The sequence below is a fragment of the Mesobacillus campisalis genome (assembly GCF_000986785.1).
In the GTDB taxonomy this organism is placed as follows: Bacteria; Bacillota; Bacilli; order Bacillales; family Cytobacillaceae; genus Mesobacillus_B; species Mesobacillus_B campisalis.
This window is the reverse complement of record NZ_LAYY01000013.1, coordinates 15,690-31,716: the sequence shown is the minus strand read 5'-3', so window position 1 is coordinate 31,716 and position 16,027 is coordinate 15,690. Positions and strand designations below refer to the sequence as shown.

The window sequence follows — 16,027 nt, the reverse complement described above, 5'->3', positions numbered from 1 at the left end:
CAATGATGAAATTAATTATATCTTATATTTTACCACAACAGTTGAACTGGCTAACAATAAAAAAAGAAAGCAGGTTAATTTCCTGCTATCGGCTGTTCCATATCGTTTCAACCGTTTTTGCGGATTTGTCCTTCACAACACCTTCGTACTGGGCAAGTACCTTAAGCTCCGGAATGGCATCCAGCTGATGGAGGAATAATTGCGCCAAAAATAAAAAAACAAATTGGATAACTGCCATTTTAATCAGGATTCTTTCAACGGTCTTCATTTTTGTCTCACCTTCCCTTCCTATTATTGGATGGTGGAAGAACGTTTATGCTTCTAAACTAAAAAAAGAAAGAGGAAAAGCATAGGCTTCTCCTCAAACTGCATCCTCATATATGGGTTCGGCATTATTCAGCTTCTCGACTTTTTCTTCCAGTCCGCTGTCAGCATTGATATAAATCCGGTAGGTATCTTCGTCAAGCACTCCAGTAAACTCATGGCATAGAACTTCCTCATTCAAATCATTCAGGATGACCGCGGTTCGCTCTTCCATAATGTTCACATTGGTGTTCACTTTTTTCTTGGCTTCTTCAGCAGTGATTTTTGGCTGAGGAACTTCCCTGACATGATGGGACTTCAAATAATCCTCTGCTGAAAAACCGATGATATCCCCATTGTCAAGGGCAACCTTAACCCGAATGGCATCCGGATAAATGCGTGTCTCGTTTTGAGTGCCGACAAAAGTGAAGACTCCCATATTATCATATTGTGCACTCTCAAATAAATCGAGATTTTCAAACTGATTTTGTTTCAGGAAAGCAATCGCTTTATTGCTGGCATCATTGAGACTGATTTTCTGCTGGTCAACATCCCTTGAAACGATATACCAAATAGGATAGCCACCCTTTTTCGTAATATCCATTGAGGATTGTGTATTGTTCCTGTTATCCTCAATCGCAACACTGAAGAATCCAAAATCAGATCCTTCTCCATTTCCTGTGACCTTTACTTCTGCCCCTTTCCCTGGGGACGCCCATTTCCTGGCGATTTCCTCCGCTTTAGACTCCGTGATTTCCCTGCCTTTTAGGTATTGAAAATTTTCGTCACTTTTCTGAATGCCGACCATCCCTGGTCCAAACTCTGTTTCAGAATAACTCTCCACTGTTTTTTCAACCGTTTTAAAGCCATTGATAATCGTATTGTCTGCTGCTTTATCTCCTGAAGCAAGAGCAAGTTCGACATCCATCCATGTCAGGTGGTTATCAAGCACCATGTGCTGCACTTCTCTTAAATCATTTTGTATTTTTGCCGATTCCTTGTAAAGTTTTTTTAGCGTGTTGTACTCTTCATCCGTTAGCGGCTCTTTATCAAGGTCGCGGACTGCCGCCTTGTAGGAAAAGTTCCCGATATTTGCAAGAAACTCTTCTGTTTTATTAAACGGAACAAGGGTCAGGGGCAGCTGCCCGACATCATTATGCGCCTGGGAAGTTATTTTCCAAACTTCAGCGAGGCCTGGAGACAAGGAACTTCTTGAGTTCATGGCCAAGACCGTTCCTATTTTGTCATTCAAAAGGTCTACCTGGAAGGTCAAATCATGAAACGCACGCTGATAATTATTCTCTGCATTTTGCAGGATTGCATTTTTTTCACGGTGCTCCTGGTAACCCCAAATGGCGGTTCCGGCTATACCGATAGTTAAGACGGCAATGAGTATTCCTCTAAGCAAATTCCTCACCTCTACTTACAAAAAATATGTTTCCCAATTTTCTTTATTTGCGGCCTGCCCCAAATCCATGCACTGGTAGCTGTATCAGGATTGAAGTAATACATCGCTTCCCCCGTGGGATCCCAGCCATTAATGGCATCAAGGACAGCCTTTCTTGCTGTTTCATTCGGCGTCAGCCAGATTTGCCCATCAGCAACTGCTGTAAAGGCAAGCGGTTCGAAAATGACCCCGGATACCGTGTTCGGGAATGTCGCGCTTTCAACCCTGTTTAGAATGACCGCTGCCACAGCAACCTGGCCAATATAAGGTTCACCCCGAGCTTCTCCATAAACAGCATTCGCCATCAATTGGATATCATTCTGGGAGAATCCATTTGGCGTATTGGCTGCAGTAACCTTGTCTGGAGCAGCTCCCTGTTGTGGTGCCGGCTGATTTCCAGCCTGGCCCTGTGCCGGAGCCTTTGGTTTTGGCGCAGTTTGTTTATTAAGGTCGGTCCCGCCATAATGTGTAAACTTATTGCCCTTTCTGATTTGTTCTTTTACATGGCTTTTATTGTATTTGGAGGCTTTTACCAGTTTGTTTTTCGTCTCTTCTCCAGCAAGCCCGTCCACTTTAAGGCCGAATTCATACTGAAAATTCCTTAACGCCCAATAAGTCCCCCACCCGAAGACACCATCGATTTTTCCATTGTAAAAACCTAGATACTGCAGCCTTGATTGCAGCTCAATAACATCATCCCCAACGGCGCCCTGCTGGATCACCTGGTCAGAAAACGCTGCAGCACGCTGCCCGTTGCTGCTGTATGGGATGATAGCCATCACCATTACAAAAACAGCAAGCAATTTGATTAGCAACTTGAATTTCACTCATGACCCCCCTAGTTGTGAAAATAATAAGATTTAAGATTAAACCTATTTTTTGTTACAAATTTACTTTTATGCAAAAAGCTTGTTAAAATAAAAAAACCTTCATTTACCAGAAATGAAGGTTTTTTCGATGATTAAGTTATTTTCAAAGTGCTGGTCGCTCAGCTTCCTGGCCTTTTTGACCTTTTTGAGGCCCAGGTACCAAAGGAAAATCATGAACGGAATCATCAGCACAAGCCAATCCTCCAGCGTGAGGAGAATATAGTTATAGCTTCCGTGAAGGAGAAAAGGAACGAGCAGCGACAATATCAGCCATTTATGGGAACTGCCCTCCGAAAATTTGCCTTTGCCCATATAGTAGCCCATAATCACCCCAAACAGCGCATGGCTCGATACTGGGAGAAGGGCCCTCCCTATCGCATATTCCAAACCGTTGGCAAACAGGTAAAAGATGTTTTCAACGGAAGCAAATCCCAAAGATACAGAAGCACCATAAACGATTCCATCATATGGCTCATCAAAGGAAACATGCTGAAAGACAGTATAATAAAGGATAAACCATTTAAAAAATTCCTCAAGGAAGCCAATTGCCAGGTATGGTTCAAACAGCCGGCCCTGGAGCACATTTTCGGCATCAAGAACATATTGGATGAACATGATGGGGAAAACAAGCAAGGCGCCGGCAATGAAGGTTTTAAAGACTATTGAAAACGGCTCTGAACCGTATTGGTCTTTTAAATAAAAATAACTTAGCAGAGCCAGTCCGGGAGCAATCCCCGCAGTAACAATTCCCAGCATCAGTTATCCTCTTTTCAATTTGTTTTAATCATCGTATCATGTTATGGAGAGAAATTAAATGGCTACTTTTAACTGAATGCACGGAGGGGAAATTTATGAAAAAGAATATACTGCTCATTCATACTGGCGGGACAATCTCAATGAGTGAGGATAAAAGCGGGGCTGTTAAGCCGGGGGCCAAGAACCCTTTGACAGATGAAGCCCTGCTGCTCAGCAGCCTTGGCAACTTGATTGTTGAGGAGCCGTTCCATCTGCCATCCCCCCATATCACTCCAAATGAAATGATGATCCTCAAGGGGTTGATTGAAGATTACCAAAGCAGGGGAGGAATTGATGGAGCTGTTATTACACATGGAACGGACACACTTGAGGAAACCGCCTATTTTCTCGATTTGACCTTGCAGGCGGATTTTCCAATCGTAGTGACTGGAGCCATGCGGTCCAGCAATGAAATTGGATCGGACGGGCTCTATAACCTTATTTCTTCCATTCGCGTGGCTACCAGCCAGGAGGCACAGGGAAAAGGCGTCCTCGTGGTGCTGAATGATGAAATCCATACGGCAGACAATGTTACCAAAACGCATACCAGCAATGTCTCGACGTTCCAGAGTCCTCAGTACGGACCTATTGGCATTGTCACCAAGAGAGGAATCTTTTTCCATCATGTCCCGGCCCATCGGGAGTATTACAAGATCTCGAGTATTGATAAAAAGGTTGTCCTTGTCAAGGCCCATGCAGGAATGGATTCTTCCCTGCTTCTGGCAGCCAAGGCCCTTCAGGTTGATGGTGTCGTGATAGAAGCACTGGGCCAAGGAAATCTTCCTCCGGCGGCAGTGGAAGGCATCACCCAATTAATCAGCAGCAATATTCCAGTGGTGATTGTCTCCCGCGCCTTCAACGGCATTGTGCAGGATGTATATGCCTATGAAGGAGGGGGCAAGCATTTGAGGGAATTGGGTGTTATTTTCTCAAACGGGCTTAATGGGCAAAAGGCGCGCATCAAGCTATTGATTGCCCTCGCCAGAACCAGCGACATGAAGGAAATGGAAGATATGTTCCGTTTATGACAGAAAAGAGGCAGACTGTTCCCAGTCTGCCTCTTTTTAATGGGCTCCTGCTTCCCTGTTCTTAATGGCGTCGGCGATCTGCCCGCCATGAAAACGGCCGTTTTCAATAAAGATTTCATTGGCATTGTTGCCTGCTGCAATGACCCCTGCAATGAAAATTCCACCTACGTCCGTTTCCATCGTTTCTTCATTATAAATGGGCCTGCCCGTGGCTTCGTCAATACCGATCCCCATCCCCCTAAGGAAGGAGTGGTCTGGATGGTATCCGGTCATGGCAAATACAAAGTCATTTCTCAGCTTATTAATATTTCCCTCTTTTTCGTAGACGAGCTCATGGTCTCCGATTTTCCGCAGATGGGCGTTGAATTCCATCTTGATTGCGCCGCTTCTGACAAGCGAGTCAAACTCCGGCAATATCCACGGCTTGATGCTGCTTGAGTAATGGGACCCGCGATATAAAACGGTCACCCTCGCCCCAGCCTTGTTGAGTTCCAGGGCTGCATCGACACTTGAATTTTTGCCTCCTATAACCGCCACATCCTTGTCAAAATAGGGATGCGCTTCTTTAAAATAATGAAATACCTTTGGCAGATCTTCCCCCGGCACCCCCATATAATTGGGATGGTCATAATAGCCGGTGGCTATGACCACATAATCCGCCTTGTATTCATTCTTATCGGATACGACAGTAAAGGATCCATCTTCATCTTTTATGACTGAAGCCACTTTTTCAAAAGAGTGGACCCGGAGATTTTCCCGTTTGACTACTTCACGGTAATAGACGAGGGCCTGATTCCGTTTGGGCTTATGGCCTTCGATAATGAAGGGGATGTCCCCGATAGCAAGCTTTTCACTGCTGCTGAAAAACGTTTGGTGGGTAGGGTAATGAAAAATTGCGTTTACAATATTCCCTTTTTCTATGATGACGGGATTTTTCCCTATTTTCTTTATCGCGATGGCAGCGGCAAGTCCACATGGTCCTCCGCCGACAATCACAACATCTTCTCTTTGCACACTATCACTCCTTGTCTCTTGAGCATTCCCTTAAGAATTTTTTCTTCGCACCCTTCGTCAGGCTTGCGTGATGAAGAAAATTATATATGAAATGCAAGCGCCATGGACAGCAAAAAATCTCCTATCCTGCATGATAGGAGATTTCCTCGACAGAATCAATTTCGAACCACGCAGCCAGCTTAAATCCAGCCCCTGAAGCGGCTGGCTTCTGCCATTTTGCGGACGCCGACCATATAGGCGGCAAGCCGCATATCAACGCGGCGGTTTTGGGATGTTTCATATATATTCTCGAAGGATTTGACCATGACCTTCTCCAATTTTTCTTCCACTTCTTCTTCTGACCAGTAATATCCCTGGTTGTTCTGTACCCATTCAAAGTAGGAAACCGTCACGCCACCCGCTGAGGCCAGCACATCAGGAACGAGAAGTATCCCTCGATCCGTAAGGATTTGGGTAGCTTCGAGTGTAGTCGGTCCGTTGGCTGCTTCCACGACAATGCTTGCCCTGATATTATGGGCATTTTCTTCAGTAATCTGATTCTCAATCGCTGCCGGGACGAGAATGTCACATTCCAGTTCCAGCAATTCTTTATTGGTGATCGTATTATTAAAAAGCTTGGTCACGGTCCCAAAGCTGTCCCGACGATCCAGAAGATAATCGATATCCAGGCCTTCCGGGTCATATAGAGCTCCATAAGCATCGGAAATGCCCACAACCTTGGCACCCGCATCATGCATGAACTTGGACAGGAAACTGCCGGCATTTCCGAATCCCTGTACAACCACTCTGGCACCTTCAAGCTCAATGCCTTTTTTCTTTGCGGCTTCGCGGATACAGATTGTCACGCCTTTAGCAGTGGCAGATTCCCGGCCATGGGAACCTCCAAGCACCAATGGCTTGCCGGTAATGAATCCTGGTGAGTTGAATTCATCAATCCGGCTGTACTCGTCCATCATCCAGGCCATAATTTGCGAGTTTGTGAAAACGTCTGGCGCAGGGATATCTTTTGTCGGGCCGACAATTTGGCTGATTGCACGGACATATCCCCGGCTCAGCCTCTCAAGCTCGCGGAAACTCATATCACGCGGATCGCAGACGATGCCGCCTTTTCCGCCGCCGTACGGAAGATCGACTATTCCACATTTTAAGCTCATCCATATAGAGAGGGCTTTTACTTCTTTTTCCGTTACATTCGGATGGAAACGAATTCCACCTTTTGTTGGACCCACGGCATCATTGTGCTGGGCTCTATAGCCAGTGAATACCTTGACTGAACCATCATCCATTCTGACAGGGATTTTGACAGTCATCATCCTGAGCGGTTCCTTTAATAGCTCAAAAACTTCATCTGGATACCCCAGTTTTTCCAATGCCTTATGAATTACCGTTTGCGTAGAACGCAGTACGTCCAGTTTTTCTTCTGAATTTGCATTCCCGTCATTGTTTGCGGCTACCATTCTTGGAATCCTCCTAAATCACTATTACAGTTGTTGTACGCTTTCATGGATAGTATACACCTTTGGTTATTTAATGCAAGAATAAAAAACCTTGCAGTATATTTTCAAATACCCTTGTTTTATTGATAAAAAACGGCAGTCCAGAAAGACTGCCGTCATGAAAAATAGCGGACCAGCGTCTGGATTGCGTCTTCTTTAACAACTTCCTTTCCGTATTCCATCAGCCGGTGAATACTGAAAATCGAAGGGCTTCCATACTCGGCGAGCATTGGAACAACTTTGTCTGCTTCCAGCTTTAATCCATCCATCAATAAATAGTAGGTATTGTTCAAACAATATAGACAGCCGCCGCCAATCCCCAAATTTGCCAGCCTTACTGCCAGCTGGATGACATCCTCCACATTGGAGAACTCAAACAGGATATCGTCGCTGCCATCCATTGTAACCTGCATTTCGATGAACCCATCTTCAAACGAATCTATTTCATTCTCCTGCTCTTCAACCGTTAGTATCATGACCATTCCCTGAGCCTGGAGAGAAAAAATTTCCACAGCTACCGTGCCAAGGATCTCAAGGCCGAATTCATCGCTGGCTTCCTCAAGCATATCATGGAATAACTGGTTCCACTTCATGGAATCCTTCCAAATATCCTCCTTGGTCAATCCCCGGTCAGACAGGTCATCAGAGGTGAGGAATATTTTAATTTTATTATATGTTAACCTTTCCAAGCGCATATATAGGCCCCCTGCCATCAACGAAGCTATTGTTTTATATTTTATGAAATTTTTGCAGGATGGTGAGTCATTTAGCGGATTCCCGGCAGGACCCCTTAATCTTTTTGCCAGTGTGTATCCGGACATTCACTCTTTTCGCAAGACAATCAAATGGGACTGTGCTTCGGCGCCCAGCCTAAGCGGCAGGGCCGTTGTTCCATAGCCGTTGCTCACCAGCAGCGTTGTATTGCCCAGCTTGCGGATTCCCCCTTTTTTATAAGGACTGTATCCCAGAATCCGAATCTGGCCACCATGAGTATGGCCGCTCAAAACCAGGGAAACTTTATGCTCCTCGTCCAGCATATACGCAACCTCGGGATTGTGGCTGACCAGGACCCTGAAGGATGGCTCTGCCCCTTCCAAGGCTTCGTCTGGGCGGGCGTTGCCCATGGCAAGGTCATCCACCCCAGCAAGAATCAATTCATCTCCCTGGTCAGCAGACAGACTCTTCCAGGAATTTTCGAGAATCTCTACTCCGGTTTCTTCCATGATCTCTTTCACCTTCTGCCGGTCGAGCTCATAGTCATTATTTCCCCAAACAAAATAGGCTGGGGCAATGGATGCAAGCCGCACAAGATTCTCTCTCACCTGCTCCAGTTTTACCCCTTTCTCGGCGAGATCACCGCCAATAATCACAACATCAGCTTTTTCCTTCGCTCTTGCTATTATGTCAGGCGATACAGACCTCCGGTGGATATCGGATATGAAAAATATCGTCAGGGCATCGAAACCTGCCGGCAAATCGGAAAAGGACAGCTGGTGGCTGACAATTCTGTCTGCGTTGGCTTCTTTGTACATGTGAAATATGAGCGCAGCTACTGCTAGTGCCAAGACGAACAAGATTATATACAAATAGACCATATCCATCCCCTTTCTATTTTAAGCGAAAAACCTCCCATACGGTGTATGAGAGGAGTTCAATTGGCCATTATCGAACAGTCTTACAAATCCTCATAAATATCAAGCACCCGGAAGCCTGATTGCTCCAGCTTGGAAATAAAGCGGTCGATATTCTCCTTCTTTTCTATTTTCATGACAATCCGGCGGACAAGCTTGTCGGTTTCATCAAATGTAACGAGTGAGATGATATGCTCATGAAATTGGTGGGCTATTTCCGCAAGGCGGGCAATTCGGCCCTCGGTTTCAACTGATGTAAAAGCAATGCGCACCCCTTTCCTGTGCATTCCAAAAGCACTTTCAAACTGTTCAAGAACATCCGACCTGGTCACTGCGCCGAGGAACCTTCCCGACTCATCTACGACTGCCAATAACGGGAAATCCTTCAGTTCCAGAAGTGTTGTTTCAAAAATCTCATCCCCAAGCAGGAATTTATCCTGATTCACCGTAATGTCACCTGCAAACCTATTTTGAAGGAAAGCCGCCTTTTCCTGATTGGCCGAGAAGAAGTGTTTGTATATTCCATGTCTTGTCACTGTTCCTATATATTTTTCACCGTTCAGCACAGGAACTCCATCGATCCCATGTTCCTCAAGCTTCTTAAGGACCTCGCCCAAGTTCTCATCCTGCTGAACTGTAATGCACTTATACTTGGGAATCATCATACTTTTAACAAACATACCTATTCATCCCGATAATATCAAGTTACTATCTTAGTTCGACAGTTGCCATCCATTCTCCTTTTTTGGGGATAAATGCTTTGGTATGCTTGCAACGCTGATAGCAAGTTATTTGTTTTCATGAAACAAGTTAATATCATATTGTTTTTTCATCATCTCAAATACAAGGTGCCGATTTTTCCACTCCTCTTCCTTTTTCCATAAATCCTTGCTCTTGTCTATAATTTCACACCTTAGAGCATGATATTCCTTTTCTGCCTTTTCCCGTTTTTCTTTTAAAAGATTCATCAGGCCAAAAAGTCCCAGCGTAACAATCAAGAAATACAGGTTGGCCGATTGGCTGACAAACACTGAGAAAACCTCGTAAAATGAATAGGAATATGGCTGTATAATGGTTTTATACAGATATAAAAGGAATATAGCCGTCAAGCCAATCGTGAGCGACATAACTCCTAAATGCTTTTTCCGGAGGCTGTCAAACTTCCGTTTCCTTTTTACCACTCCCTGAAGCATCTGCTTCGTTGCCTCGTCCGTCCGGCCATCAAGCATTTTTATCGGCTGCTCCATTTCCATCCCTCCTTGTTGGAAATATATGAACTTGTCCCCTTAAATATGAAAAAAGGCCAGCGATTCATTCGCCGGCCTTTCTTCAATTATTCAAGGGGATTTTCAACACCTGTCCAAGCTGTATTTCATCACCATTTAAGTTATTGGCTTTTCTGATTATCTCCATGCCGCTCTGGGACTGATAATATTTCATGGATACTCGGAATAGATTTTCTCCTTGTCGAACTGTGTGATAAACAATTTTGGTGCCATCTGCCGTTTGTTCAGGCTGCTCATCACTTTGTTCAGGTTCCTCAGCAGTTTTTTCAGGCTCGGTCGCCTGTTCTGGCTGTTCCACTGTTTGTCCTTGCCCTTGCTGAGCGTTTGCATCATTATCTTTTTTCCCTTCCCCGGCAGGTTTGTTTTCTTTCGGAATATCCTCCATTCCCGAACCTGAGGTCTCTTTTCCTTCTGCTTCCGAAGGAGCTGAATCCCTGCTCAGCGGAGCCGGCGTAATCGGAGCAGACACTTCCTTGCTTTCCAGGTTTTTTTCCTCGATTTCAACCCGGGTCTCCCGTTCGGACGAGTTTTTTTCTACACTTATTTTTTCATAGCCGCCTGTTTCAGCGGCATTGCCCGCCACCTTGCCACTTTGTCCGTTCAAATAGTGGTAGGCACCAAAAATGGAGATAGGCATCAAGATAAAAAACATGACGAGAAGGCGGATTACCGGGTATTTGGGCTTCCAATTGCTTTTATGACGCTTATTGGCATGAACCCTGCTTCTCGACGGCAATTCCTGCTTTTCTTCGAAAGACTGTGCCGGCGTCCGCTCGATTTTCTTCCGCAAACGCTCCGCCTCGTCACGATAAGGAACTTCCTTATTCATTCAACATCCCTTCCTGTTTGCTGCGTATTTCGAAAACGTATGACAATGCCTAGGAAAAAGTCAATAAAGAAGTGCATGGTAACTGTCACAGCCAGATTTTCAGTAACCAGGTAAATATACCCGATTAAAAAACTAAGCAGAATAATGTTCAAAAACAAAAACCAGTTAAACAAATAGCGGTAGTGAACTAAAGCAAAAACCAGGCTCGAGACCACTAGGCCGAAATGGGTCTGGATTACCCCGCGAAACAACAATTCCTCGCTGAATGCAACAACGGCAGCAATAACAGCAATATGGAGAATGTTCCTGCCGCGGAAAATCCTCTCATTCAGCCCTCCGTCATCGTAGAGCCTTGGGGGCAGGATCTTCATCAAAAGAAGATCCACTCCTACTACAGCCAGTGCGCCTCCCAATCCGACTGTCCAAACAAGGGAATCCCCCCAATTAAAAAGAGTCGAAATATTAGACATCCTGTCAAATAATACTATACCTAAAATAAATGAAATCGTTAAGAGTAATATTTGTGTAAAGTATAGATGGAAAAGAAGTTCCCTATCGGAAAGCCCCTTCACCAATTCACTGTATTTGTCTTTATTCATTGAAATCGCCTGCTTGTGCCAATAACATGGAAGCCAGTTCTTTCTTCCAGTCATATTGTATTGGTAGTTCGGGGGATGCAAGATGCTTGCGGAAGTTAACAAAATCCAGGCCGCAAAAACTGCAGCAATTTGTCACTTCAAAGCAGTGCTTCTCCCCAAAATGATAATGGATGTACTCCCGTTTGCATCCATCATGAAGGATATAGCGGACCATGTTTTCTATTTGCGATTTCTTTATCAGCAGCCTTTTTTCTGCAAATCGCTCTATTTGCTCTTTCAGTCTTTCCGCAGGCTCCTGTCTCAAACTTTTGAGGAAATTTGCGACGATCCGCCATTGAGTTTCGCTAAAGCCACAAGAAGCTGAAAGGAACTCCGCATTCTCCTCCACATCATCTGGTTCAAAACACTTCTCTCTTATTAAAGCGAACAGCCTTCCTACCTGGGCACTTTCAGGGAGCTCTGCTTCTGCCAGCTGGTAGCTCAGCTGTTCATCTCCTGGCGCATAAAGCAGGACAGCCAGGCTCTTATTTCCATCCCTGCCAGCCCTGCCAATTTCCTGAAGGTAGGACTCTAGCTGGAGCGAAAGATGGTAATGAATGACATACCTTATATCTCCTTTATTGATTCCCATTCCGAATGCGCTTGTTGCGCAGACAACATTGAACTGTCCATTCAGGAATTGCTGCTGTATGAGAATACGGCTTTCCTGGTCAAGCCCTCCGTGGTAAGCCATCGCCTGTTCTCCCTTGTCCCTAAGGAAAGCTGCCACATGTTCTGCCATCTTTCTGCTTGAAAAATAGATAATGCCCGGACCCTGAAGGTTTGAAACAAGCTCGAAGGCCCGCTGCAATTTTTCCTGCTGCCCCAATATTTCAACCGACATGGAGATTTCCGGACGGTCTACCGAAAGAACATGCTCATCCCATGAATCCAGCTTTAGCAGCCGGGCAATGTCCTTCCTCACTTCCTCCGTCGCAGTCGCAGTCAAGGCAAGGGTTGCAGGATTGCCCAGAACCTGCCTCACTTCTCCAAGTTTTAAATAATCCGGCCTGAAATCGTATCCCCACTGTGAGATACAATGCGCTTCATCAATCGCGATGAGGGAAATCCTCAAACTCTTCAATTTGTTGATTACCAATCGTGTCCCAAGCATTTCTGGGGAAATAAAAATGAATTTATAATTTTGCAGACTTGATAAAGCATTTCTTTTCTCGATTGGGGTTAAAAAGGAATTAAGCGCTACTACCCGCTTTTCTCCCCTTCCTTTCAGCTGTTCAACCTGATCCTGCATCAGGGAAAGCAGCGGCGAAACAATCAGGACCGGGCCATCGAGCATGTAGCCTGGAAGCTGATAGCATAGGGATTTACCCGTCCCTGTAGGCAGCATGGCGATAGCATGACGGCCTGCAAGTATTGACTGTATTGTCTCTTTCTGGCCGGGCTTAAAAGAAGGAAATTGAAAATATCGATTTAGTGCCTGTTCAAGATTCATGATTTATCACCATTTTTGGCCATCACCAGCCTTATTTCAAAATAATTGGCATCGGCGACTTGGTCACGTATTTGCTTCAGTTTTTTTGCGGAAGTGTTTTGGGCAGCCTGCAGGATTCTTTCCTGCTTGCTTTTAGGTACATATGCCTCTAGGTCAAAGTCTTTAAGATGAAGAGCAATTTCTACTATATGATCTTCAATAGTGCTTAATTTTAAATTTCTCACCTGGGCAATCTGTCCTGGTGTGTAACCCTTCTTTATTAACTGATACGTTTTTTCGGTAGACAGCGTAAAAGGGACGGGCTTTTCAATATCCCTGATGATGCCGTCCAACAGCGGAAAACAGCCTGGCGTTTCCACCGCCTTATGAAGGATAAAGTGCACTATATTTAAAAATTCCAGCCGGTAATGGACATGCTCCATTTCCAGCTCATCAGCAGCCTGGATGGATGTCAACCCAATTCTATCATGGCCGGTAAGCCGCCGTACCAATACTGCCGGCTCTCCCTCACACTGAATCAGGCAGTGGGAAAGTTCCTTGAAAATTCCGTGCCCCAATTCCTCCCGGCTGAGATTTTGCCTTCTGATATAGTCCTTAACCCAGTCAAGTGTCTCTTGCTTATTTTGCACAGGTATAAACTGCCTTTTCTGGTGCACAAGGTTGGATGCAACCTGGACCAGAAGCGACAGCCTTTGCCAAAATAAAGATGTTAGGTGATGGTATTTCCACCCGTCCAAATACCTGGGAGGCATGGGGCGTCTAGTCACAAACAAGCTAAGCTCCCTTTCCCCCTTATCCGACAGGATAAAATGCTCAGGTGCTTTTTGGATAAGCAGCCCCTTGTTTTGAAGACTGATCACCTTGCTTTCCAACTCCTGTCTTGTTAAAAAAGGAAATGCCTGAAAGAAAGGAGTCAAGTTATATAAATGGGCATCCTGAATGGTCTGGGATGACTTCTTACCCTGGAACAAGTGAAAAAGCGAGTAGATGGTCCTTTCATCTTTTATTTTTTTGAAACAGTAAAGGAAAAGGGCCTCACTATACGATAACGCCACTTTTAATCACCCGGTTTATATTATTTTTCGAGAGGAATAATACAGGTGTACACCTGCTGTTCAATCTCCCTTGTTTCATTTTAGCACGAAAATAAATCATACAGTTTAACCATATAGACAATATCAAGGCAAAACACTGGCGGTGATAAGGATTCTCAATGTTTTTTTTATTGAAAAGTTCATGATACAGTCTTACAATAAACATGAGGATGACGTTTTCATTTTCCGTTTCACGAAAACGATACAATGTGTTTAAATTACGGGAGGTTTTTTCATGGCAAAGTATACGATTGTTGACAAAGAAACTTGTATCGCATGCGGTGCGTGCGGTGCAGCAGCTCCGGACATCTATGATTATGATGATGAGGGCATTGCATTTGTAACATTGGATGAGAACGAAGGGATTGTCGAAATTCCTGATGTTCTATTAGATGATATGATGGATGCTTTCGAAGGCTGCCCTACTGATTCCATCAAAGTGGCAGATGAGCCATTCGAGGGAGATCCATTAAAGTTCGAATAGTGAGCCTATCCTGAAGACTCGCCAGGATCCTTGGCGAAGACACATCTTCAAAAGGGTAAAAAACCTGCTTTTTCAGCAGGTTTCACAGACTGCAGACACACCCGATCTTCATCGTGCGTGTCTGCAGTCTTTTTATTTATTCATTCTGTAAGGCAGGCAAAGGGCAGGAAGTGCTTTCGACACCTATCAGCATCACCTAAACATTCTGCCATAGCAAAGGAAGATTCAATGGGTTACTGCTGCTGCTCTTTCAGCATTTCATCAGAAAAACCGAACATCCAGGTCAGGACGAATGCTGTTGCAATGGCAATGATATTGACGAGCAAGTACAGCAGGATTTGGCCGTTGAGATAGAGCAAGGTTCCAGGGATAACTGTAATCGCCATGCCCGTTGCTTTCAGTCCAAAGATGCTGGCGAAGAATCCGCCGACACCGCCGCCAATCAATCCCATGATAAACGGTTTACCGTATCGAAGATTAACCCCGAAGATTGCCGGTTCCGTAATCCCAAGGAAAGCAGACAGTGATGACGGAAGAGCCAGCGCCTTAAGCTTCTTGGTTTTTGTTTTAAGACCGACAGCCAGCGCTGCACCGCCCTGCGCGGCTACAGCACAAGTAACAATCGCATTATATTGGTTGTAGCCAAGGCTTTCCAAAAGGGATATCTCCAGCATGTTGAACACGTGATGGACACCTGAAACAACAATGATTTGGTTTAAACCGCCGATAAGGAGTCCGCTAATCCCAAATGGCCATTCAAGAACAGCAATGGTTCCAGCTAAAATATACTCTTCTACCATGTGGAAAACGGGACCAATAACAAACAAGGCCAGGAAAATCATGATAAGCAATGTAAGAAAAGGTGTGATAATCAAATCAAAGGCATCGGGAACACGTTTGCGAATTTGCTTTTCAAGCTTGGCCCCGACAATACCGGCGATGAACGCTGGAAGAACGGATCCCTGGTAGCCTACCACCGGAATGAAACCCATGAACATAAGTGGTTCCACTTCTCCTCCTGCAACTCCCCATGCGTTAGGCAGGGCGGGACTGACAAGCATCAATCCAAGGACAAGGCCGATAATGGGGGAGCCGCCAAAAACACGGAAAGTTGACCAGGCAACCAGCGCCGGGAGGAAAATGAAAGCTGTATCGGTTAAAATCTGTGTGAAAAGCAGGAAATTCTCTGAAATATCACCTGGCGTCATGCCAAACAGCCTTAGGATTTCCTCCTGCATGACCAGGCCGCGCAGACCCATGAACAAACCTGTTGCTACAAGGGCCGGAATAATCGGGACGAATACGTCGCCGAATGTTCGAATGGCACGCTGGAATCGAGAGCCGCTCTTGGCTGCTTCCTCCGCCTGTTCCCCCTTCGTTGAGCTGTTTATCCCTAGCTTAGTCACTTCTTCGTATATTTTGTTGACGGTGCCGGTGCCAAGAATAATCTGAAACTGACCCGAATTGAAGAAGGCACCCTTCACCTTTTCGATCTCTTCCACACGTTCATTGTCGATTTTCTCCTTGTCTTTCACCATGATTCTTAACCTAGTGGCACAATGGGCGGCTGAAAGAATGTTTTCCTGACCCCCAACTGCGTCGATAATGCTTTTTGCGATATCGCGATTTTCTGCCATTTCGGCGAACCTCCTCTTTAGAA

General features: G+C 45.1%; 17 protein-coding genes. 2 read left to right on the top strand and 15 right to left on the bottom strand.

Annotation, left to right across the window (positions count from 1 at the left end):
• Positions 1–85 precede the first annotated feature (85 nt).
• The 4 genes from WQ57_RS12630 to prsW all read right to left on the bottom strand — a co-directional run bounded on the left by WQ57_RS12630 (position 86) and on the right by prsW (position 3,375).
• A complete protein-coding gene (locus tag WQ57_RS12630; RefSeq protein ID WP_046524138.1) occupies positions 86–268 on the bottom strand; it encodes a YpfB family protein in 183 nt (60 codons plus the stop codon).
• Positions 269–361: 93 nt separating this feature from the next.
• Entirely contained in the window at positions 362–1,711 is a 1,350-nt protein-coding gene (gene ypeB / locus WQ57_RS12625; protein WP_046524137.1) for a germination protein YpeB, read from the bottom strand.
• A gap of 11 nt (positions 1,712–1,722) precedes the next feature.
• The gene (gene sleB / locus WQ57_RS12620) at positions 1,723–2,535 is read right to left on the bottom strand and encodes a spore cortex-lytic enzyme (protein WP_046524260.1); all 813 of its coding nucleotides are present in this window, start codon (positions 2,533–2,535) and stop codon (positions 1,723–1,725) included.
• Between the two features lie 144 nt (positions 2,536–2,679).
• Positions 2,680–3,375 carry a glutamic-type intramembrane protease PrsW gene (gene prsW, locus WQ57_RS12615; RefSeq protein WP_046524136.1) on the bottom strand — a complete coding sequence of 232 codons (696 nt, stop codon included), beginning with the start codon at positions 3,373–3,375 and terminating at the stop codon, positions 2,680–2,682.
• Between the two features lie 95 nt (positions 3,376–3,470).
• Between prsW and WQ57_RS12610 the strand changes: the two genes are divergently transcribed.
• A complete protein-coding gene (locus tag WQ57_RS12610) occupies positions 3,471–4,442 on the top strand; it encodes an asparaginase (protein ID WP_046524135.1) in 972 nt (323 codons plus the stop codon).
• A gap of 36 nt (positions 4,443–4,478) precedes the next feature.
• Here the strand turns inward: WQ57_RS12610 and WQ57_RS12605 are convergent, their stop codons facing one another.
• The 10 genes from WQ57_RS12605 to WQ57_RS12560 all read right to left on the bottom strand — a co-directional run bounded on the left by WQ57_RS12605 (position 4,479) and on the right by WQ57_RS12560 (position 13,649).
• Positions 4,479–5,456 carry a YpdA family putative bacillithiol disulfide reductase gene (locus tag WQ57_RS12605; RefSeq protein ID WP_046524134.1) on the bottom strand — a complete coding sequence of 326 codons (978 nt, stop codon included), beginning with the start codon at positions 5,454–5,456 and terminating at the stop codon, positions 4,479–4,481.
• Between the two features lie 179 nt (positions 5,457–5,635).
• The gene (locus tag WQ57_RS12600) at positions 5,636–6,913 is read right to left on the bottom strand and encodes a Glu/Leu/Phe/Val family dehydrogenase (RefSeq protein ID WP_046524133.1); all 1,278 of its coding nucleotides are present in this window, start codon (positions 6,911–6,913) and stop codon (positions 5,636–5,638) included.
• A gap of 155 nt (positions 6,914–7,068) precedes the next feature.
• Entirely contained in the window at positions 7,069–7,647 is a 579-nt protein-coding gene (locus WQ57_RS12595) for a genetic competence negative regulator (RefSeq protein WP_046524132.1), read from the bottom strand.
• Positions 7,648–7,773: 126 nt separating this feature from the next.
• On the bottom strand, positions 7,774–8,547 hold the full coding sequence (locus WQ57_RS12590) for a metallophosphoesterase (RefSeq protein WP_241481531.1): 774 nt from the start codon (positions 8,545–8,547) through the stop codon (positions 7,774–7,776).
• Between the two features lie 80 nt (positions 8,548–8,627).
• A complete protein-coding gene (locus WQ57_RS12585) occupies positions 8,628–9,263 on the bottom strand; it encodes a CBS domain-containing protein (RefSeq protein ID WP_046524131.1) in 636 nt (211 codons plus the stop codon).
• Positions 9,264–9,371: 108 nt separating this feature from the next.
• Positions 9,372–9,830 (bottom strand): YpbF family protein, encoded by a 459-nt coding sequence (locus WQ57_RS12580; protein ID WP_046524130.1) that lies wholly within the window; start codon positions 9,828–9,830, stop codon positions 9,372–9,374.
• 82 nt (positions 9,831–9,912) lie between these two features.
• The gene (locus tag WQ57_RS12575) at positions 9,913–10,698 is read right to left on the bottom strand and encodes a LysM peptidoglycan-binding domain-containing protein (RefSeq protein WP_046524129.1); all 786 of its coding nucleotides are present in this window, start codon (positions 10,696–10,698) and stop codon (positions 9,913–9,915) included.
• Positions 10,695–11,297: a CPBP family intramembrane glutamic endopeptidase gene (locus WQ57_RS12570; RefSeq protein WP_046524128.1), complete on the bottom strand. Its 603-nt coding sequence runs from the start codon at positions 11,295–11,297 to the stop codon at positions 10,695–10,697. Before WQ57_RS12570 ends, WQ57_RS12575 begins: the two co-directional genes overlap by 4 nt.
• On the bottom strand, positions 11,290–12,789 hold the full coding sequence (locus WQ57_RS12565) for a RecQ family ATP-dependent DNA helicase (protein WP_046524127.1): 1,500 nt from the start codon (positions 12,787–12,789) through the stop codon (positions 11,290–11,292). Before WQ57_RS12565 ends, WQ57_RS12570 begins: the two co-directional genes overlap by 8 nt.
• Positions 12,786–13,649, bottom strand: coding sequence for a YpbB family protein (locus WQ57_RS12560; protein WP_241481530.1), 864 nt, complete (start codon positions 13,647–13,649; stop codon positions 12,786–12,788). The genes WQ57_RS12565 and WQ57_RS12560 overlap by 4 nt, the downstream gene beginning before the upstream one ends.
• A gap of 469 nt (positions 13,650–14,118) precedes the next feature.
• Here WQ57_RS12560 and WQ57_RS12555 point away from each other — a divergent pair, with 469 nt between their 5' ends.
• A complete protein-coding gene (locus tag WQ57_RS12555; protein WP_046524125.1) occupies positions 14,119–14,367 on the top strand; it encodes a ferredoxin in 249 nt (82 codons plus the stop codon).
• Positions 14,368–14,600: 233 nt separating this feature from the next.
• Here the strand turns inward: WQ57_RS12555 and WQ57_RS12550 are convergent, their stop codons facing one another.
• Entirely contained in the window at positions 14,601–16,004 is a 1,404-nt protein-coding gene (locus WQ57_RS12550; RefSeq protein ID WP_046524124.1) for a sucrose-specific PTS transporter subunit IIBC, read from the bottom strand.
• Positions 16,005–16,027 lie beyond the last annotated feature (23 nt).